Consider the following 19,258-nt stretch of genomic DNA (forward strand, 5'->3'; position numbering starts at 1 on the left):
GCGACTCAGCGACCGAAGCCCGCTAGAGGCGTGATTCGGTCCGAAGAACCTTCAGGGATTTTGCTGTAGCGACCGGCCGCTTTCGCGTCCCGCACTCGCTCCAACAAGAAGAACATTACTGACATTCACGGTGAAGATGCAAATCGAGATCCGGGCCCTTGTCCTGACCTGTGCTGAGCACGTCTCGACCACACCGACCTGATGCCGTAGCCGTCCCTCTGATCCCACCTGTCACTCGCGTCTCCGCGAGGCCGGCCCCCGCGTCACCGCCAGGTCCACTTTCTATAGTGCCCTACCCGTTCAAGTGAGTTTCCCCAAGACGGGTGATGGGTGGGCGACGATCGCTCGTCACCCACCCACCGAGTACCGCACCGCCCAGCAGACGCCTCTCGGCGAGTGGCCGCTCGAAGCGGCTGAGTGTGAAGCCCGGGGGTCATGTACCGGGCGGCATCAGGTGTAACCGGTCCCCCACCTGACCTATTCCCAGCAGACTCACTCGATCCGTGAGCACTCGATCTGGTCCCCGTTCTGCTCGAACACCAGGCTCTGCCCGCGGAGCCGCAACCGAGCGCTGACCATCGAACTGGCGAACGTAGCCCCATCCATCGGCACGAACCTCATCGGCTCCTGACCGTCGAAGGTCACCGCGATCCCACCGCCCAGTCGATGGACCGTGAAGCCGAACCCGTCCCGCAGCCGGTAGCTGCCCACCAATCCCTCGAGCACGTCGTCGCCTGGGACATCCCAGTCGTCCAGCGGTTCGTCGTACCCGCTCCATCCGTACGCCGATGCCAGCGCTGCGAACGCTCGCTGCACCACCCACATGCCGTTGTCGCCGTTCGTCATCACCGCGGCGCCGAACCCGGACTCGCGATCCGCGAGCAGGTGGCACTTGAACCCCTTGTTCCCACCACTGTGTCCGAACCGCACACCGCCGGCACCGAGGAACACCCCGAGCCCAAGGTGATCCAGTCCCCCGAGGCGATCACTCGCGCGAATCTGTGGCGTGAGCATCTCCCGGCCACGTTCCGGCGACAGCAGCGCGCCATCGGCACCGACGTACGCCGCCTGCACCGCCAGCGCGAATCTGCAGAGATCGCTTGGCGTCGTCCACAGGCCGGCAGCTGCCAACTCCGGATAGCTGTGCCAGCGCCCGGGGATCGGACGGCCCTGCTCGTCATGTGCAGTCGCCGCCCGCCCGTGGAGCTCGTCGGGTAAGGGCTGCGCGTAGTCGCTGTCGGCCATCTCCAACGGCTCGAGTACGAGCTCCCGCACCAACTCGCGGAACGGCGTACCGGTCACATCCTCCAGCAGTTGCTGCAGGACGACGGTCCCACCGCCGGAGTACCGGAACTGAGCTCCCGGCACCGTGTCGACCCTTACCCCGAAGGTGTTGGTCGGTCGTACGCCGTCAAGGATCTCGATGGTTGTCGGCAGCGGTTCGCCGTACGGGTATCCGGGAAAGCCGTGCACGGTCAGGCCAGCGCTATGACTCGCCAGCTGGCGCAAGGTCACCACCGGCTGCCAGTTCCCCGTCTGCGGGATCTGCCACGACGTCAGCCGGCGATTGATGTCCTCGTCCAGTTCGAGCAGCCCGCGATCCACCAGTCGAAGCATCGCGAACACCGTCACGGGCTTGCTGATCGAACACGCCTGGAAGAGCGTCTCTGTCGACACCTCGGTCCCGCCGTCAGCGTCGACAACCCCGGCGGCTCCAGTCGCGACGATGCCGCCGCCACTCATCACCGCCCAGCTGGCCCCGGGCACGGCGAACCGTTCCAGCTCGCTGGCGATCTGCTCACGCAGTACGTCGCTCTCAACCCCCACGGCTGCTCCTCACACTCGACTCATCGGAGCCTAAAGCGCACAGGGTCCCGGCGGCTCCGACCCGCGCTCTGGCCTGCGGCTTCGAACACGAACACGACGGCAAACGCGAACACGACGGCGACGGCGACGGCGACGGCGACGGCGACGGCGACGGCGACGGCGAACGCGAACGCGAACGCGAACGCGAACGACACAACCTCACTCACCCGAGCAGAGCGAGCACCGGCCACGGATGCCGAAGCAGCCGTGGCCGGACGCGCTCGAGGTTGCGGCGATCTGGTTACTTGGACGGCTGCGGGGCTTCGCAGTCGATCTTCGGGTTGGCGCCGATGTAGTTCAGCGGCCCGGCGACGATGGTGACCAGCGTGGTCCCCACCTTCGCGCAGGTGGCATCGGAACCTCCGAAGTAGTTTCGCTGCGCCGCGGCCGCGAGGCCGATCAACAGCCAGACCACAACAACAATCGTGATGACGCGAGATCCAGTCGTAGAGGCTCTACGAGTGGGCATGTCCACCTCCTGGCTGAGCGCACCCCCGTGGAACGACCCTCTGGTGCCCGCCGGTGACACAGCGAAAACCCCATGCCCGCCGACGTCTTCCGCAGCCGCCCTCAGACCTCCTTGAAGTCGTGGTGCGGTTTGATCCGGGTGTTGATGAAACGCCCGACGCTGTCGGACCGCACCAGAGCGGCGTACGTGAACTCAGAGACGTCGAAGTACCGGTAGACGTCGCCGCTCACGAACTCCACCTCGAGCGTCCCGTCCTCCCATCCGATCGACAGCACGCTCGACGAGTCCACCGGCTTTCGCCGCATCCTCAACCCCTCTCAGCACATGCCTTCACCTGTACGCCGTTACGTTGCCCCGCCGCAGGTCCACCTCAGTGTGCCGAAGGCTGCTGCAACGCGCTCAACTCGATGCGCGCCAGTAGCCGAGCGAGATCCGTGACCGCGGCGTTGAGTTGGCCGATCGACGCCTGGTCCAGCGCGATCCGCTGGTCGGGCTCGCCCAGGTTCGCCGTGAAGCGAGTCAGGACTTCGACCGGCGCGCGTGCCAGCTCCGTGTCGAGCGCCTCCTGCAGGTGCGGGCTGGGCACCATCTCCGGGCGCTCCTTCCACTTCGTGATCGTCCGCGGCGCGATGCCGAGCCGTCCGGCGAACGCCTCGTTGGTCAACCGCAGCGCTTCCCGCAGGGCCTGCGCGTGCCGGCCGGTCCACTTCTCGACGACTGCCATCTCCCACTCCCTTGCTCGCTCGGTCACTTCTGCAAGAAAGGTACGAGTTTTCGGCCGTCCGCCGAGTGCGCAAAGAATGCCCTGTGGATACCTGTTCAGTTCATGGTGTGGCCGCGTCGCACGCCGTTCACTGAATCCATGACAAGCGCACCCACGATCCGCCGCCACCTCGACCGCCTCACCCGACAACCCCCACGCCGCTTCCACCTGGTCCGCCACATAGACGTCTCCGGCATCAGCGGCACCGGCATAGTCGCCGAAGGCGTCCAGTGGTCCGACAACACCGTCACCCTCCGCTGGGGAGGCCCCTACCCCACCACCACCGTCTGGCAAGACGGCATCCCAGCCCTCCTCACCATCCACGGCCACAACGGCGCCACCACCATTCAGTGGCTGGACCCCTGACCTGGTGGGGCCGTCTCCACTCCCCTGCTCCGGGGACGGCTCCACCAGCCCGTCTGGCGTCGGCCGGAAACCAGAACCCGCCTGTCCTGTCGGGGGCTTGCCTGTGGCCGGTTGATCGGCGATGGTTCCGCGTTACGGTGCGTTGAATGACCAGCGAGCTTGCGGTTGGAGCTGGAGTCGGCTCCAGGTGAGCTGTTAGCTTCCTGTGATGACGACCTACTCGCCGGCCGAGGCGGCCGCACAATCTGGGTTCAGCATCGACACGCTGCGGTACTACGAGCGCGAGGGGATTCTGCCGCGCATCGAGCGCAGTACTGGTGGGCGGCGCGTGTACAGCGACGGCGATCTCTGGATGCTCGGGTTCCTGCGGTGCTTGCGGGACACCGGGATGTCGATCGAGCAGTTACGTCGGTACGGCGAGTTGAGCCGTGACGGCTCCACGATGCCGGAGAGAGTCACCTTGCTCGAGGAGCACGCAGCCTCGATCCGGGCGAGGATCGCGGAGCTTGACGCAACCCTCACCCGAGTCGAGGAGAAGGCGGACTGGTACCGCGGAGAACTCCGCCGGACGGAGAGTGCGACGTCCTCACCCGGTACGGGAACTGCGACGTCCTGATCGGGGACGCGGGCCGGGGACGGGGGGCAGGGTTTGCGACGCCCTCACCCCGGGACAGGGACTGCGACGTCCTCGCTCGGGACTGCGAGTGCGACGTCCTGACCCGGGCCGGCGAGTGCGACTTTTTGCTCCGAACGGGGAGTGCGATGTCTTGACCCATCGCCGGCATCGGGACCGGCCGCGCAGCCGCTGCCGCCGAGGGGTCGACGAGCAGCCAGGTGATGGCCAGCCACATCTCGGTGGCATCAGAGCCGGGCGCGCACCCGGCCCCGGCATCGGGGCCGGCCGCGCACCCGCTCCTGGCATGGCCACCAGGCGGTGAAGCCTGGACGGCGGCCGGCGCGGCGGAGGCGGTGGTGGTACCGGCGAACGCGAGCACGCAGGTATCGGCGAGAGCGAGCAGGGTCGGCCGCGCACCCATTGCCGACATCAGGGCTGGCCTGGTGTCGTTGCCTAGGCACCGGCCAACCCCGCCAGATCATCCCTAGGCGTGGTCCAGCGTTGCCAGTCCGTCAGGCGCTGGCGAGCGCCGCCAGATCATCCGGCTAGGCGTCGTCCAGCGTTGCCCGTTCCTCCCCTAAGAACGCGGCATGGTGCCGGCGAGGGCGACCAGACGCAGGCGAGCGCCGTCGGATCATCCCCAGGCGTGGTGCAGCGTTGCCAGTTCGTCCCCTAGACGCTGGCGAGCGCCGCCAGATCATCCGACTAGGCGTCGTCCAGCGTTGCCAGTTCGTCGTCTGGGAACGGCCTGGTGCCGGCGAGGGCGACCAGGCGCGGGCGAGCGTCGCCGGATCATCCCTAGGCGTGGTGCAGCGTTGCCGGTTCGTCGCTTAGACGCCGGCCAACGCCGACAGATCATCCGGCTAGGCGTCGTCCAGCGTTGACAGTTCGTCCTTGGTGAGGAGGGTGGACGCGCCTTCTACGGCCTGGTCGAGCTGTTCGACGGTGCTGACTCCGACGATCGGGGTCAGGGCCGGGGTGCCGGAGGCTAGCCATGCGAGGACTACCTGGCCCGGTTGGAGTCCGCGGGCAGTGGCGACACGGGTTAGTGCCGCTAGGCGTCGCTCGGTGCCGGGGTGGTGGTACTCGGGCTCGAGTGGGCGGTCGGTGCGGTCGTATCGGCCTTGGAGGGTGGCCGTGTAGACCCAGCCCTCGAACGACGGGTTGCGGCGCAGGAAGTCGAGGCCGTCCGGTGACAGCATTCCCAGCGGGATCGGCTGGCCCTCGACGTCCATGCCGCCGGCGGGCTGGAGGTAGGAGTAACGCTCTTGGTAGGCGACTGGTTGCGCGTGGCCGGCGCGTTCGGCGGTGGCGCGGATCCGTTCGAGCAGCCAGGACGGGTGGTTCGACACGCCCCAGCGAGCGGTCAGGCCATCACGGACCAGACCGCCGAACGTTGCGACCAGGTCCTCCACCGGAACGTTCGGGTCTTCGACGTGCGCCCAGTACAGGTCCACGCCGTCCACGCCCAGCCGCTCCAGGCTCTTCACCATGGCTGCGCGTACGACGTCCTCGCGTAGTCCTTCGAGGTGGTCGGGGAACCCGCCGACCCGCGTGGGTTGCGCGCCTACCTTCGTGCTGAGGCGGGGGCGGACCCCTGGGTTGGACGCCAGCCAGCGGCCCAGCAGCGCCTCGCTCTGACCGCCGTACCCCGCCTCGGAGGTCCAGAAGCTGTAGTTGTTCGAAGTGTCGATGAAGGCTCCGCCGAGTTCGGCGTACCGGTCGAGGATCGAGAAAGCGGTTCGTTCGTCCACCGTGGTGCCGAAGTACATCGTCCCGAGGGCCATTGTCGGTGTGTTCATCGCTCCACCTTCGTTGCTGGAGCGCACTCCAGGTCAAGCCGCGAGTTCACAAAATCGCGGAATCGCCGGAGCAGGCAGGGGTAGTCCACCAGAGCCATCGGAAGCGTCACCTGGATGACGGACCGTAGTGGCGCGACGTACGTCGTCCGATCAGCCGTGCTCGGGGCGGGGTGGCTTTTCGGCGAAGAATTGTTCGCGGTAGTCGGTGGGAGCGTCTTCCTCGGGGTGGTGGTTGAGGACGGTGGCGAGTTCGGCGATGGAGTTGTCGGCGGAGGTGAGGTGGGGCTTGGGGTGCTGCTCCGGTGGGAGTTCGTCGGTGTTCGCGACGGAGGACAGCTGGGCGAGGGTTTCCAGGAGCTCTACGGCCTTCTCGACTTCGCCGGGGTTGTTGACGAGCCACCAGACGGCGGCGGAGCCGGGGCTGGCCAGGACCTCATCGCGAAGGTAGGCGCGTTCGTCGCGTTCCATTCGGCGTTCGAGCAGGGTCCTTTGCTCGCGGCGGTGGAGGGCGGCGAGGACCTGGAGGTGCTTGCTGTCCGCGTCGGGGAGACGCAGCCGGACCTCCGTCGCCCAGGTGCGGACCTGGCCTCGGTCGTCGAGGTCCGGTTCGCCGAGGAGGGAAGCCAGGCGGTGCTGGTTGAGGGTTTCCTCGGTGGGCTGCTGGCCTGCGGTGAGCGCCTTCGCGCGGTTCAGCAGGGAGTCGACGGCGACGCTGCTGAGGTCGGCGTGACGGGATCCGGACAGGACGGTCGACCAGTGGACGACGGCGGAGAAGCTGAACTGGAAGTCGGGCGACGCGGACGGGAGGCGTACGTCGGCGATCGTGCGGGTCGGCGGGAGGGAGAAGACAGGGTCGTGGTCCGCGGAGTGCGACGAGTGCAGGCTCGGCGGCGAGTGGGTCACCGGGGCCTGGACGGTGATCGGGGCCGGTTTGGTGATCGGCTCGTTGTAGACCACGGCGACGACCAGCAGGAGGACAACGGAGACCATGACGGCCACCCAGCCCGGCACGCCTAGGACCAGTGCCAGGAGATACAGGAAAGCAACCACCGCGGCGGAGAGCAGGAGGGTGTTCTTGTCGAGCTTCATCAGGGATTCCTTCAACGCAAGTACCGGCCGGCGTACCCGGCTGGAGGAGTCCCCGCTGTTAGGTCCTGGGCGGTCGGTCAGAGGCACAAAAAGTCTCACATGGTCGACGGACGGTAGCGACAGCTCTGCGTGTCGCTCTCACTCCGTGAGAATGGAACTCCGTCAGTCCGTGAGAAAAGGACGGTCAGCCGGTCAGGGAGCGCAGGGCCCGGCGGGAGGGAGTGAGGACCACCGGCTTGTACGGGCAGCGGGCGTCCGTGAGGGTCTCGTACGCGCTGATCGCACGGTTGGCAGCGTCCCAGCCCTGCTCAGCGGGGCTCTTGCCGAGACCTCGGTTGCGGATCAGGGCGCCGTAGAACGCCGAACAGAACACGGTCGCCTCGTACCAGCCGACGACCGTGCTGGTGCCGATGTAGGTGATGTCGTCCTGCAGGCAGTCGCGGATCGCGCGCTGCCACTTGCCGATGCCGGTCTTGCAGCCGTCGGCGATCACCACGCCGCTGGAGATCCCCCACTGCCGGTCCAGGAACCAGTCGGCCAGCGCGCTCAGCGAAACCTGGGTCTGGCCGTCCGTGGACAGGAACGAGGGCTCCTCGCTGTGGTCGCCGTGCGCCATCACGTGCAGCACGGTCGACGGGGTGGTGAGGGCGGAGAACGCCGTCTCGTGGTCCCGGGTCCGGACGAAGTTCACGTCGATCACCGGTTCGTTCCAGCCGGCGTTGACGTTGCCGACAACGCCCTGCACGAACGTCATCGACGCGTCGAAGGAGCTGTCCAGACCGAGGTCCACCAACGTGATCAGTCGGTTCTTCATCCCCAACCCCCTCGCATCCCGGGGCCTGCCTCAGTGGCCCGGAATCATCATCACCCAGGATCCCGACAGTTTGACCCTGGGGTCGCTGGATACCGTTGGCCGAGACCCGACCAGCCGAGGAGAAGTCCGATGAGTGCTGCCCCGACCGTCACGTTGAGTCACGGAACCGCGCTGCCGCGGCTCGGGCTCGGTACGTCGCCGATGAACGACGACGACGCCGAGCGCGCTGTCGCCACGGCGCTCGAGCTCGGCTACCGGCTGATCGACACCGCCGAGAACTACCGCAACGAGGTCGGCGTCGGTCGTGCGCTGAAGGGTGCTCCGCGCGAGGAGCTGTTCGTGACGTCGAAGTTCAACAAGCGCTGGCACAGCGTCGAGGGTGCGCGGACAGCGTTCGAGGCGAGTGCGGAGAAGCTCGGTCTCGACTATCTGGACCTGCTGCTCATCCACTGGCCGAACCCGGACCAGGACCAGTACGTCGACGCCTGGCGCGGGCTGATCGAGCTGCGCGAGGCCGGGCTGGTGCGCGCCATCGGTACGTCGAACTTCAAGCCGGCTCACCTTCAGCGGCTGATCGACGAGACCGGTGAGGCTCCCGAGGTCAACCAGATCCAGCTGAGCCCGATCTGGACCAAGCAGGACAACCGCGACTTCCACGCCCAGCACGGCATCGTGACCGAGGCCTGGAGCCCGCTGGGCAAGGGCAGCGACCTGCTCGACCGGCCGGACGTCGTACAGATCGCGAAGGACCACGGGAAGACGCCGGGGCAGGTCGTGCTGCGCTGGGAGATCCAGTTGGACGTCGTACCGATCCCGAAGTCGGCGAACCGGGAGCGCCTCGCGCAGAACCTGGACGTGTTCGACTTCGAGCTCACCGAGGAGCAGTTGGCCACGCTGTCGGCGATGGACGGTACGGGGTCGACGCCTGCGGACTCGGATCGCAGCGGTCACTGACCACGAAGGGCCCGAACGCTCACGAGCCGGGGTTCCGGGCGGCTTTCAGTCGGCGAGCCAGGTACGGAGCAGTGGCGCTGGTCTTCGATCTGGCGAGCTCGAGCGGAGTGCCGGTCGCCACCACCTGGCCGCCGGCGATGCCGCCGCCTGGGCCCAGGTCGATCACCCAGTCGGCGGCCGCGATGGTGTCCAGGTCGTGCTCGACCAGGACGACCGTGTTGGCGGCGTCGACGAGCCGGTGGAGCTGGCGGAGCAGAAGAGCGATGTCGGCGGGGTGGAGACCGGCGGTGGGTTCGTCGAGGAGGTAGAGGGCGTGGCCGCGGCGGGCTCGCTGCAGCTCGGTGGCGAGCTTGATCCGTTGGGCTTCGCCACCACTGAGCTCGGTCGCTGGTTGCCCCAGTCGCAGGTAGCCGAGCCCGACGTCGCGCAGCGTTTCGAGGCTGCGTGAGGCTGCTGGGACGTCGGCGAGGAACTTCGTCGCGGTGTCGACCGACATCGCCAGGACGTCCGCGATGTTCTTGCCGCGGTACGTCACCTCCAGCGTTTCGGCGTTGTACCGAGCACCGTGGCAGGTCGGGCAGGGCGCGTAGGTCCCCGGCAGGAACAGCAGCTCGACGGCGACGAACCCCTCGCCCTGGCAGGTCTCGCACCGCCCCTCGGCCACGTTGAAGGAGAACCGGCCCGCCGAGTAGCCCCTCTTCTTTGCGGTGTCGGTCCCGGCGTACAGCTTGCGTACGGCGTCGAACAGGCCCGTGTACGTCGCGAGGTTGGAGCGCGGCGTCCGGCCGATCGGGCGCTGGTCGACCAGCACCAACCGGTCGAAGGCCTCGAGGCCGGAGACGTCGTCGACCTCGAGCTCAGCGGTTGTGTCGTCCGGCTCGCCCTGCTCGTTCGGCTCCTGACCCAGATGCCGGCGGACGACTTCCGCGAGCACCTGGGTCACCAGGGTGGACTTGCCCGAGCCCGACACTCCCGTCACCGCGGTGAGAACGCAGAGCGGAATCTCGACCGAGACGTCGCGCAGGTTGTGCCGGGTGACGCCGCGCAGGTGCAGCCAACCGTGCGGTGTCCGGGGACTGTGATCGAGCGGCTCGGCGCGCCCGAACAGGTGCCGGCTGGTGATCGACTCCGCCACGGCCTCGAGGCCGGCCACCGGACCGGAGTAGAGAACCTTGCCACCGCCCTCCCCCGCGCCAGGGCCGATGTCGACCACCCAGTCCGCACGCCGTACGACGTCCAGGTCGTGCTCGACGACGAAGAGCGAGTTCCCGGCGGCCTTCAGTCGGTCCAGCACGTCCAGCAGTGGTTCAGCGTCGGCCGGGTGCAGGCCCGCGGACGGTTCGTCGAGAACGTAGACGACACCGAAAAGCCCTGACCGGAGCTGCGACGCGATCCGCAGACGCTGTGCCTCGCCGGGCGAGAGTGTGGTCGAACGGCGAGCAAGGCTGAGGTATCCGAGTCCGAGGTCGAGCAGCACCGCGACGCGAGCGACGAGATCGGCACAGATTCGTACGGCGGCCTCGGTCGTCTCGCCCGACGTCGCGTTGGAGGTCGTGGCGTCCGCCTCGGCCAGTTCCGCGACCGGACGAAGCACCGTGACCAGTTCGTCGAGCGGAAGGGCGTTCAGTTCGGAGATCGAGTGACCGGCAAAGGTCACGGCCAGTGCTTCCGGCCGCAACCCGCTGCCGTGGCAGAGCGGGCACGGCACGCTCCGGACGAACCGCATCGCACGGTCGCGCATCTGCTGACTCTTGGAGTCGGCCAGTACGTGCATGATGTGTTTGCGTGCGCTCCAGAACGTCCCGTTGTAGCCGTAGTCGACGCGGTCCCGCTCGGGCTTGATCAGGACCGACGGCTGCTCGTCGGTGTAGAGCAGCCAGTCCCGGTCCTTCTTCCGCAGCCTGCGCCACGGCCGGTCGATGTCCATACCGAGACCGCTCACGATGCTGCGCAGGTTCGCACCCTGCCAGGCGCCTGGCCAGGCGGCGATCGCCCCTTCACGGATGCTCAGCGACGGGTCCGGGACGAGCAGTTCCTCGGTCACGTCGTGGACGACGCCCAAGCCGTGACAGTTCGGGCACGCGCCGGTCGCGGTGTTCGGTGAGAACGCCTCCGCGTCGAGACGGGCCGCACCGGGCGGATAGGTGCCCGCGCGGGAGTACAGCATCCGGAGCAGGTTCGAGAGCGTGGTGATGGTGCCCACGCTGGATCGCGAGCTCGGCGCGCCGCGGCGTTGCTGGAGGGCGACGGCCGGTGGAAGTCCGGTGATCTCCTGGACGTGCGGCGCCCCGACCTGCTGGAGCAGGCGGCGTGCGTACGGCGCGACCGACTCGAAGTACCGGCGCTGCGCCTCGGCGTACAAGGTGCCGAAGGCAAGTGATGACTTGCCGGATCCGGAGACGCCGGTGAAGGCGACGATCGCGTCTCGTGGGAGGTCGACGTCGACTGTGCGCAGGTTGTTCTCCCGTGCGCCGCGGACCCGCACGAACCCGTCGATCGGCTGGTCGGTCACGACCCCTCGGTACCCGATCGGTCCGGCCTGAACCGGAACGCACTGCGGCCCCCGGGGAAGGTGGGAAGTTCCCGGGGGCCGTGGTGCTATCAATCAGGTCGGCCGGTGAGGGCCGGGTGGCTGCGGCCCGTCGAGGCGCCGCGGCCGGGGACTGCTCAGCTGCAGCCGGAGGTGCTGCCGCAGCCTTCGCAGACGTAGCAGGAGCCGCTGGGGCGCATCTTGGTGCCGCAGGTGAAGCAGAGCGGCGCGTCGACCGAGGTGCCGGTGATGAGTTCGAACATCTCGGCGGTGGTGCGGACCTCGGAGCTGACCGGCTTGGCGGCCGCGGCGTCGATCGAGGCGTCCTCGACCGCGACCGGCTTCTCCGGGGCCGGCTCGACGGCCTTCAGGGACTCGGGCTCCGACACCTCGACCGGGGTCGCCTCGTACGAGCCGGTGTCGAGCTGGCGGGACCGCTCGTCGGCGGAGTAGATGCCGAGGCCGGCCCGGTCGTCGAAGGGCAGGTAGTCCAGCGCCAGGCGGCGGAAGATGTAGTCCATGATCGACTGCGCCATCCGCACGTCCGGGTCGTCGGTCAGACCGGCCGGCTCGAACTTCAGGTTGGTGAACTTCTGGACGTAGGTCTCCAGCGGCACACCGTGCTGCAGCGCGATCGAGATCGCGATCGAGAAGGCGTCCATCACGCCGGCCAGGGTCGAGCCCTGCTTGCCCATCTTGAGGAAGACCTCGCCGAGACCGTCGTCGGGGTACGAGCCCGCGGTCATGTAGCCCTCGGCGCCGCCGACGCTGAACGACGTCGTCCGCGACGGGCGCGACTTCGGCAGGCGCTTGCGGGTCGGCCGGTACTCGACGATCTTCTCGACGACCTTCTCCGCGGCGGCCTCGGTCGACGCCTCGGCCTTCTTGGCCTTGGAGTCCGACAGCGGCTGACCGACCTTGCAGTTGTCGCGGTAGACCGCGAGCGCCTTCAGGCCGAGCTTCCAGCCCTGGAAGTAGACGTCGGCGATCTCCTCGACCGTCGCGGTCTCCGGCAGGTTGACGGTCTTGGAGATGGCGCCGGACAGGAACGGCTGCGCGGCCGCCATCATCCGCACGTGGCCCATCGGCTTGATCGCCCGCTCGCCCATCGCGGTGTCGAAGATCTCGTAGTGCTCGGTCTTCAGGCCCGGAGCGTCGACCACGTGGCCGTGCTCGGAGATGTACTCGACGATCGCCTCGATCGTCTCCTCGGTGTACCCGTACTGGCGCAGCGCCCGCGGGACGGTCTGGTTGACGATCTGCATCGAGCCGCCGCCGACCAGCTTCTTGAACTTGACCAGCGAGAAGTCCGGCTCGATCCCGGTCGTGTCGCAGTCCATCATGAAGCCGATCGTGCCGGTCGGCGCGAGCACCGAGGCCTGCGCGTTGCGCCAGCCGTTCTTGGCGCCGGTCTTCAGCACGCCCTCCCACGCCAGCGTGGCGTGCTTCTGGACGTCCTTGTCGATATCGCCCACGGTGCGGATCGCGTCGTTGGCCGCGGCGTGCTTGCGCATCACCCGGGTGTGCGCGTCCTTGTTGCGCTCGAAGCCGTCGTACGCGCCGACGATGCCGGCCAGCTCCGCGGAGCGCTTGTACGACGTACCGGTCATCAGCGAGGTGATAGCGCCCGCCAGTGCGCGACCACCGTCGGAGTCGTACGCGTGTCCGGTCGCCATCAGCAGGGCGCCGAGGTTGGCGTAGCCGATGCCGAGCTGGCGGTAGGCGCGGGTGGTGTCGCCGATCGCCTCGGTCGGGAAGTCGGCGAAGCAGATCGAGATGTCCATCGCGGTGATGATCAGCTCGACGGCCTTGACGAACTTCTCCGAGTCGAACATGTCGTCGTCGTTGAGGAACTTCAGCAGGTTCAGCGACGCGAGGTTGCAGGAGGAGTTGTCGAGGTGCATGTACTCCGAGCAGGGGTTGGACGCGGTGATCCGGCCCGTCTCCGGCGTGGTGTGCCAGTCGTTGATCGTGTCGTCGTACTGGATGCCCGGGTCGGCGCAGGCCCAGGCGGCGTGGCTGATCTTGTCGAACAGCTCGCGGGCGTCGACGGTCTCGATGATCGAGTTGTCGATCCGGGCCCGCAGGCCGAACTCGCCCTTCTCCTCGACCGCGCGCATGAACTCGTCGGTGACCCGGACGGAGTTGTTCGCGTTCTGGTACTGCACCGAGGTGATGTCGCGGCCGCCGAGGTCCATGTCGTAGCCGGCGTCACGGAGGACGCGGATCTTGTCCTCCTCGCGCATCTTGGTCTCGACGAACTCCTCGATGTCGGGGTGGTCGACGTCGAGCACGACCATCTTCGCCGCGCGGCGGGTGGCGCCACCGGACTTGATCGTGCCCGCGGACGCGTCCGCGCCGCGCATGAAGGAGACCGGGCCGGACGCCGTCCCGCCGCTGGACTGCAGCAGCTCCTTGGACGAGCGGATCCGGGACAGGTTCAGGCCGGCACCGGAGCCGCCCTTGAAGATCAGGCCCTCCTCCTTGTACCAGTTCAGGATCGAGTCCATCGAGTCGTCGACGGCGAGGATGAAGCAGGCCGACACCTGCTGCGGGGAGGAGGTGCCGACGTTGAACCAGACCGGCGAGTTGAAGCTGAAGTACTGGTGCAGCAGCATCCAGGTGAGCTCGTGCTCGAAGATCTCCGCGTCGGCGGGCGTGGCGAAGTAGCCCTCGTCCTCACCGGACTTGCGGTAGGTCTTCACGACCCGGTCGAGCAGCTGCTTGAGGCTCCACTCGCGGTTGTCGTGACCGACCGCGCCGCGGAAGTACTTGGTGGTGACGATCGTGGAGGCGTTCACGCTCCAGTAGTCGGGGAACTCGACCCCGCGCTGCTCGAAGACCGTCTCACCGGTCTTCCAGTTCTGCTGCACGACGTCGCGACGCTCCCACGTCACGTCGTCGTACGGGTGGACGCCTTCGGTGGTGAAGATGCGCTCGATGGTGAGTCCCGCCGGCGCGCTCTTGCGCCCACGGAACCCGGCCGCCGACCTCTTGGTCGACCCCGAGTGGCCGGTCACCGTCTCTGTCATGGTTGCTCCTCGCCCTGTGTCTGCGGTCTGTCGGGACCGCCCCGTTGGTACTTCTCCGGTGCCTGTACGGCGTACTGCTGGTGATGCCACGTGCTTCGTGCTCGGTACTGCAATCCCCGTTACGTCTGTGGAGCCACGCCCTGCGGCGCGGGCTCGGTGCCCTCCGGGTCCTTCTCGGCCCGCAGCAGCGCGATCTCGGTCTCGAAGTCGTCGGCCGACTCGAACTGCCGGTAGACGCTCGCGAACCGCAGGTAGGCCACCTCGTCGAGCTCGCGCAGCGGACCGAGGATGGCCAGACCGACCTCGTGGGCCGGCACCTCCGGCGATCCGCCGCCCTTCAGCGCGTCCTCGACCTTCTGTCCCAGCCGCGACAGCGCGTCGGCGTCCACGGGCCGGCCCTTGCAGGCCTTGCTCACACCGCGGACGACCTTCTCGCGGCTGAACGGCTCGGTCGCGCCGGAGCGCTTCACGACCGTCAGCTGCATCTGCTCGACGGTGGTGAACCGCTTCTCGCAGACCGGGCACTGTCGCCGGCGGCGGATCGCTCCGCCGTCTTCGGCAACCCGGCTGTCGACGACCCGGGAATCGCTGTGCCGGCAGTACGGACAGTGCACGGCGAATCACTCCTCCCGTGGGGCCGCCGAACGGCGACGCTGTGGATCAAGCTGGGGACAACCTGTGTACGACTTGTGGGTAACCAACCACTACCTGTGGAAAATTACACCCGTGTAACCACTACATCTAGGGATGCTACGTCGCTGCTCCGACAGTTTGCAAGAACGCCCAGATTCCGCGCGCGTCTCTTTGTTCCAACACTCGCAAGGCCCCGTGTACTCCCGCGTGGCGCCGTAGCAGAGGCCCTCCGGAGGCGCAAAATACGGCGCTCCGAAGGGCCTCGGGACATGGCAGGTTCTAGCCAGGCGCGGGTCGGCAGAAGTCGAAGTCGCAGCCCTCGTCGGCGCCCAGCACGTGCTCGTGGAACAGCCGCCGGTACCCGGTCGCGGGGGCGGGCGGCGGAGGCGGCAGCTCGGCGCGGCGTCGTTCGAGCTCGTCAGGCTCGACCAGGAGGTCCAGCCGCGCCTCGGCCACCGACAGCCGGATCTGGTCACCGGTCCGGACCAGTGCGAGCGGCCCACCGACGGCCGACTCCGGCGTCACGTGCAGCACGATCGTCCCGTACGCCGTACCGCTCATCCGCGCGTCCGAGATCCGGACCATGTCCCGCACCCCGGCCTTGGCCAGCTTGCCCGGGATCGGTAGGTACCCGGCCTCCGGCATCCCGGCTCCGATCGGCCCGGCGTTCTGCAGCACCAGTACGTCGGACGCCGTGACGTCCAGCTCCGGGTCGTCGATCCGCTCCGACAGGTCTGCCAGCGAACTGAACACCACCGCCCGCCCAGTCGTCTCGAACAGGGCCGGGTCGGCCGCGGACCGCTTGATCAGCGCACCGGACGGCGCCAGCGAGCCCTGCAACCAGACCAGCCCGCCCTCGGCCCGCGACGGCGAGTCCAGCGGCCTGACGACCTCCCGGTCCACCCACACCGGCCCGGAGCCGAGCCGCTCCCCCAGCGTCTCGCCGGTCACGGTCAGCGCCGACAGGTCGAGCAGGTCCCGCAGCTCATGCAGTACGGCGGGCAGGCCGCCCGAAGCGTGCAGGTCCTCCATGTAGTGCGCACCGGTCGGCTTCAGCTCCACCAGGACGGGTGTGGTCGAGCTCAGCTCGTTCAGCTCGGCCGGGTCGATCCGCAGGCCCAACCGGCCGACCATGGCGGTCAGGTGGATCAGGGCGTTGGTGGAACCGCCGATAGCGAGCAGGACTCGGACAGCGTTTCGGACCGAGGCTGCGGTCACCACCTGAGCCGGCGTACGACGTGCTGCGGCGATCTCGACGGCTGCGACCCCAGTGGCCTCGCCGATGCGGAGGCGGTCGGCGTGGACTGCCGGCGCGGTCGCGCTGTCGGGCAGGGCCATCCCCAGGGCCTCGACGATGCAGGCCATGGTCGACGCCGTACCCATGACCGCGCAGGTGCCCGCTGTGGTCGCCAGGTTCCGCTCGACGCGGCTGATCTCGGCCGCGTCGACCTCACCGGCCCGGTAGCGGCCCCAGAAGCGGCGGCAGTCGGTACAGGCTCCGAGCCGCTCGCCTTGGTAACGACCGGTCGACATCGGCCCGGTGACCAGCTGGATCGCCGGGCGGCCGGCGGAGAACGCACCCATCAGCTGGGCCGGGACGGTCTTGTCGCAGCCGCCGACCAGGACGACCGCGTCCATGGGCTGGGCGCGGACCAGTTCCTCGACGTCCATCGCCATCAGGTTGCGGTAGACCATCGAGGTCGGCTCGAGGAAGCTCTCCCCCAGCGACACGGTCGGGAACTCCATCGGCAGGCCGCCGGCCGCGATGATGCCGTTGGCCACGGACCGGATCAGCTCCGGTTGCTGCCGGTGGCACGGGTTGAAATCGCTGGTCGACGTCGCGATGCCGATCACCGGCCGGTCGAGCGACTCCGGCGAACGGCCGCTGGCGTGCAGGAACGTGCGGCGCAGGTACTTGGAGAAGTCCCGGTCGCCGTAGCTGACCAGACCGCGGTAGATCCCGCTCTCTTCGCTCATCCGGCCAGCACATCATCTTGCAGCTCGACACCTGGTGTCCGGGCCAGGTGCTGGGTCAACACCCTCAGCATCGAGGGCGGCGGTACGGCGCCCGGCGTACGGACCGCGTCGGAGGCGATCAGGCCCCGACGGACCAGGCTGTGCTTGCGGAGTCCGAGCGCGATGCCGGACTGGAACTCGAAGTTGACCAGTGGGAGGTAGTCGCGCCAGACCTCGCGGGCCTGGTCGAAGCCGCCCTCGCCGTACGCCGTGACGCAGGCGAGCAGGCCTTCGGGGACGGAGAAGCCGGTCATCGCGCCGGCGGCTCCGACGGCGAGCTCGTCGAGCAGGCAGGTGCCGCCCAGTCCGCCGAAGACGGGGACGTCGAGGCCGGCAGCGAGAGTGGCGACGGCTGGCGGGCTCGGGGACGACTCGGACTTGACCGCGACGACCTGCGGGACCGCCTGGACCGCTTCGACCAGGTCGGGGGTCGCGATCGGGATGCCGGTGATCACCGGGTAGTCCTGGACGACGATCGGGCCTTCGGTCTCTCGGGCAACTGATGCGAGATGCTTGCCCAGGGCATCGGGATCAGGGGTGTTGACCTGGATCATCAAGCCGGCCAGGCGATCGGCGGCAGCCGGTACGACGTTCGCGGCTTCGGCCAGAACGTCGTCGAGGTCGAGCGAGCTGATGCCGAGGACGAGCGGGAGGTTGCAGGAGGCAACGACGGTCTCGACGACCGTACGGCGTTCGCCCGGGGTCAGGCGGGCGGCCTCACCGAAGACGCCGAGCACGGTCAGGCCGGTCGCGCCGATCGTTTCGTAGTGGCGGACCTGCCGGGCCAGGGAGTCGGTGTCGACGGCCGCGGCGTCCGCGGTGAACGGAGTGGCGAGCACTCCCCACACTCCGGGGGCCAGACTCATGGAGCTCCTTTCGTCGTGACCGCGGTGGCGACCGTGTAGGCCTCCAGGCTCTCGGTGCCGCCCTCGCGGCCGTAGCCGGACAGGCCGACGCCGCCGAACGGGGACGCTGCCGAGGCCAGGGCGACTTCGTTGAGGCCGATCATGCCGACGTCGAGGCCGGCGATGGCGGCGTCGGCGCGTTCGGTGTTCGCGGTGAAGAGGTAGCCGGCCAGGCCGTACGGGACGGCGTTCGCCTGCTCTAGGCCGTTCTCGAGGGTGGAGAACGGGAGGAGCGGGAGGATCGGGCCGAAGGGTTCGTCGCGGAGGACCGCGGACTCGGGTGGGAGGTCGGTGAGGACGGTCGGCGGGTAGAAGAAGCCGGGGCCGTCGGGTTGGACACCGCCGCATCGGATCTTGGCTCCGCTGTCGGCGACCATCGCCGCGACGGCGTCCCGGCGACGCGCGTTGGCGAGGGGGGAAAGGGGTGAGGTGGCGCCCGAGGGCGTGGCGGCTGCGCCGCCCGCCGGAGGCGGAGCTGTGGTGAGGCGGGCAACGCGTTCTACGACGGCCTCGACGAAGGCGCCGTAGACGGCTTCTTGGACGAAGACTCGGCTGGGGCTGATGCAGACCTGGCCTGCGTTGCGGAACTTCGCGCGGACCAGGACGTCGGCGGCTCGGCCCAGTTGCTCGGCGCTCAGGTCGTCGAAGATCAGGACCGGGGCGTGGCCGCCGAGTTCGAGGGTGAGGGACTGGAGGTGCTGGGCCGAGAGGCCGACCAGGGTCTGGCCGACGGGAACCGAGCCGGTGAGGGTGATCTTGGCGATCACCGGCGAGCTGATCAGGTGTTCGCTGACGCGGGGTGGGTCGCCGGTGATCAGGTTGACGACGCCGGGCGGGACCCCGGCGTCGTCCAGGGCCTGGACCAGGGCGGCCGCCGTACGGGGTGCTTCGACGGCGGGGCACATGACGATGCTGCAGCCGAAGGCGACCGCGGGAGCGAGCTTGCGGGCCGGCAGGGAGGCCGGGAAGTTCCAGGCGGTGAAGGCGGCGACCGGTCCGACCGGTCGCCGTTCGACCCACGCGCGGCGACCAGGTGCCGTCGGCAACAATCGGCCGTACGAACGAAGTGCCTCGCCGGCGAACCAGCTGAAGTACTCGGCCGACTGCCGGACCTCCGCCAGCGACTCCTCCAGCGGCTTGCCCTGTTCCTCGGTGAGCGTCGCCGCGATCGCGTCGGCGCGATCCAGCAACAACCGCCCCGCTCGGTCCAGCGCTGAAGCCCGTTCGGTGGGCGCCGTACGACGCCAGACCGCGAAGCCTTCAGCGGCCGCGGCCAGGACGTCGTCGAGATCCTGCGCCGAAGCATTCGCGACCTGGTCGACCACCTGCTCGGTCGCCGGGTTGAGGACATCGATCACCCGGCCGTCCGACGCCGGCCGCCACTCACCACCGATGAAGAGCAT

Annotated in this window: 17 protein-coding genes; 3 read left to right on the plus strand and 14 right to left on the minus strand. The window is 68.5% G+C overall.

The annotated features are described in order from the left end of the window. Positions 1-492 precede the first annotated feature (492 nt). The 5 genes from ACYVIO_RS39760 to ACYVIO_RS39780 form a co-directional block, all read right to left on the minus strand. The gene (locus tag ACYVIO_RS39760; protein WP_460656190.1) at positions 493-1,827 is read right to left on the minus strand and encodes a serine hydrolase domain-containing protein; all 1,335 of its coding nucleotides are present in this window, start codon (positions 1,825-1,827) and stop codon (positions 493-495) included. Positions 1,828-1,847: 20 nt separating this feature from the next. Further along, positions 1,848-2,033 (minus strand): hypothetical protein, encoded by a 186-nt coding sequence (locus ACYVIO_RS39765; protein ID WP_460656191.1) that lies wholly within the window; start codon positions 2,031-2,033, stop codon positions 1,848-1,850. 74 nt (positions 2,034-2,107) lie between these two features. Continuing rightward, the gene (locus tag ACYVIO_RS39770; RefSeq protein WP_425840185.1) at positions 2,108-2,335 is read right to left on the minus strand and encodes a hypothetical protein; all 228 of its coding nucleotides are present in this window, start codon (positions 2,333-2,335) and stop codon (positions 2,108-2,110) included. Positions 2,336-2,436: 101 nt separating this feature from the next. Then, positions 2,437-2,640 (minus strand): KTSC domain-containing protein, encoded by a 204-nt coding sequence (locus tag ACYVIO_RS39775; RefSeq protein ID WP_460656192.1) that lies wholly within the window; start codon positions 2,638-2,640, stop codon positions 2,437-2,439. Between the two features lie 65 nt (positions 2,641-2,705). Then, positions 2,706-3,059 (minus strand): helix-turn-helix domain-containing protein, encoded by a 354-nt coding sequence (locus ACYVIO_RS39780; RefSeq protein ID WP_460656193.1) that lies wholly within the window; start codon positions 3,057-3,059, stop codon positions 2,706-2,708. A 138-nt stretch (positions 3,060-3,197) separates the two neighbouring features. On the opposite strand from ACYVIO_RS39780, the gene ACYVIO_RS39785 reads away from it, so the two are divergent. Beyond that, complete coding sequence (locus tag ACYVIO_RS39785) at positions 3,198-3,464, plus strand: hypothetical protein (protein WP_460656194.1); 267 nt, start codon at positions 3,198-3,200, stop codon at positions 3,462-3,464. A 208-nt stretch (positions 3,465-3,672) separates the two neighbouring features. Then, positions 3,673-4,080: a MerR family transcriptional regulator gene (locus ACYVIO_RS39790; RefSeq protein WP_460656195.1), complete on the plus strand. Its 408-nt coding sequence runs from the start codon at positions 3,673-3,675 to the stop codon at positions 4,078-4,080. Positions 4,081-4,943: 863 nt separating this feature from the next. On the opposite strand, the gene ACYVIO_RS39795 is transcribed toward ACYVIO_RS39790, so the two are convergent. The 3 genes from ACYVIO_RS39795 to ACYVIO_RS39805 all read right to left on the minus strand — a co-directional run bounded on the left by ACYVIO_RS39795 (position 4,944) and on the right by ACYVIO_RS39805 (position 7,785). Next, positions 4,944-5,882 carry an aldo/keto reductase gene (locus ACYVIO_RS39795; protein ID WP_460656196.1) on the minus strand — a complete coding sequence of 313 codons (939 nt, stop codon included), beginning with the start codon at positions 5,880-5,882 and terminating at the stop codon, positions 4,944-4,946. Positions 5,883-6,032: 150 nt separating this feature from the next. Then, positions 6,033-6,971: a hypothetical protein gene (locus ACYVIO_RS39800; RefSeq protein ID WP_460656197.1), complete on the minus strand. Its 939-nt coding sequence runs from the start codon at positions 6,969-6,971 to the stop codon at positions 6,033-6,035. A gap of 184 nt (positions 6,972-7,155) precedes the next feature. Continuing rightward, positions 7,156-7,785, minus strand: a complete 630-nt coding sequence (locus tag ACYVIO_RS39805; protein WP_344183851.1) for a hypothetical protein — start codon at positions 7,783-7,785, stop codon at positions 7,156-7,158. 129 nt (positions 7,786-7,914) lie between these two features. Between ACYVIO_RS39805 and ACYVIO_RS39810 the strand changes: the two genes are divergently transcribed. Continuing rightward, entirely contained in the window at positions 7,915-8,739 is an 825-nt protein-coding gene (locus ACYVIO_RS39810; RefSeq protein WP_460656198.1) for an aldo/keto reductase, read from the plus strand. A gap of 19 nt (positions 8,740-8,758) precedes the next feature. On the opposite strand, the gene uvrA is transcribed toward ACYVIO_RS39810, so the two are convergent. The 6 genes from uvrA to ACYVIO_RS39840 form a co-directional block, all read right to left on the minus strand. Beyond that, positions 8,759-11,251 (minus strand): excinuclease ABC subunit UvrA, encoded by a 2,493-nt coding sequence (gene uvrA / locus ACYVIO_RS39815; RefSeq protein WP_460656199.1) that lies wholly within the window; start codon positions 11,249-11,251, stop codon positions 8,759-8,761. Between the two features lie 155 nt (positions 11,252-11,406). Next, positions 11,407-14,301, minus strand: a complete 2,895-nt coding sequence (locus ACYVIO_RS39820) for a vitamin B12-dependent ribonucleotide reductase (protein ID WP_460656200.1) — start codon at positions 14,299-14,301, stop codon at positions 11,407-11,409. A gap of 119 nt (positions 14,302-14,420) precedes the next feature. Continuing rightward, positions 14,421-14,915, minus strand: a complete 495-nt coding sequence (nrdR, locus tag ACYVIO_RS39825) for a transcriptional regulator NrdR (RefSeq protein ID WP_460656201.1) — start codon at positions 14,913-14,915, stop codon at positions 14,421-14,423. Positions 14,916-15,213: 298 nt separating this feature from the next. Then, on the minus strand, positions 15,214-16,911 hold the full coding sequence (locus ACYVIO_RS39830) for a dihydroxy-acid dehydratase (protein ID WP_460656202.1): 1,698 nt from the start codon (positions 16,909-16,911) through the stop codon (positions 15,214-15,216). Beyond that, positions 16,908-17,816 carry a dihydrodipicolinate synthase family protein gene (locus tag ACYVIO_RS39835; RefSeq protein WP_460656203.1) on the minus strand — a complete coding sequence of 303 codons (909 nt, stop codon included), beginning with the start codon at positions 17,814-17,816 and terminating at the stop codon, positions 16,908-16,910. The genes ACYVIO_RS39830 and ACYVIO_RS39835 overlap by 4 nt, the downstream gene beginning before the upstream one ends. Further along, the gene (locus ACYVIO_RS39840) at positions 17,813-19,258 is read right to left on the minus strand and encodes an NAD-dependent succinate-semialdehyde dehydrogenase (RefSeq protein ID WP_460656204.1); all 1,446 of its coding nucleotides are present in this window, start codon (positions 19,256-19,258) and stop codon (positions 17,813-17,815) included. Before ACYVIO_RS39840 ends, ACYVIO_RS39835 begins: the two co-directional genes overlap by 4 nt.

It is taken from the genome of Kribbella endophytica (genome assembly GCF_054781295.1).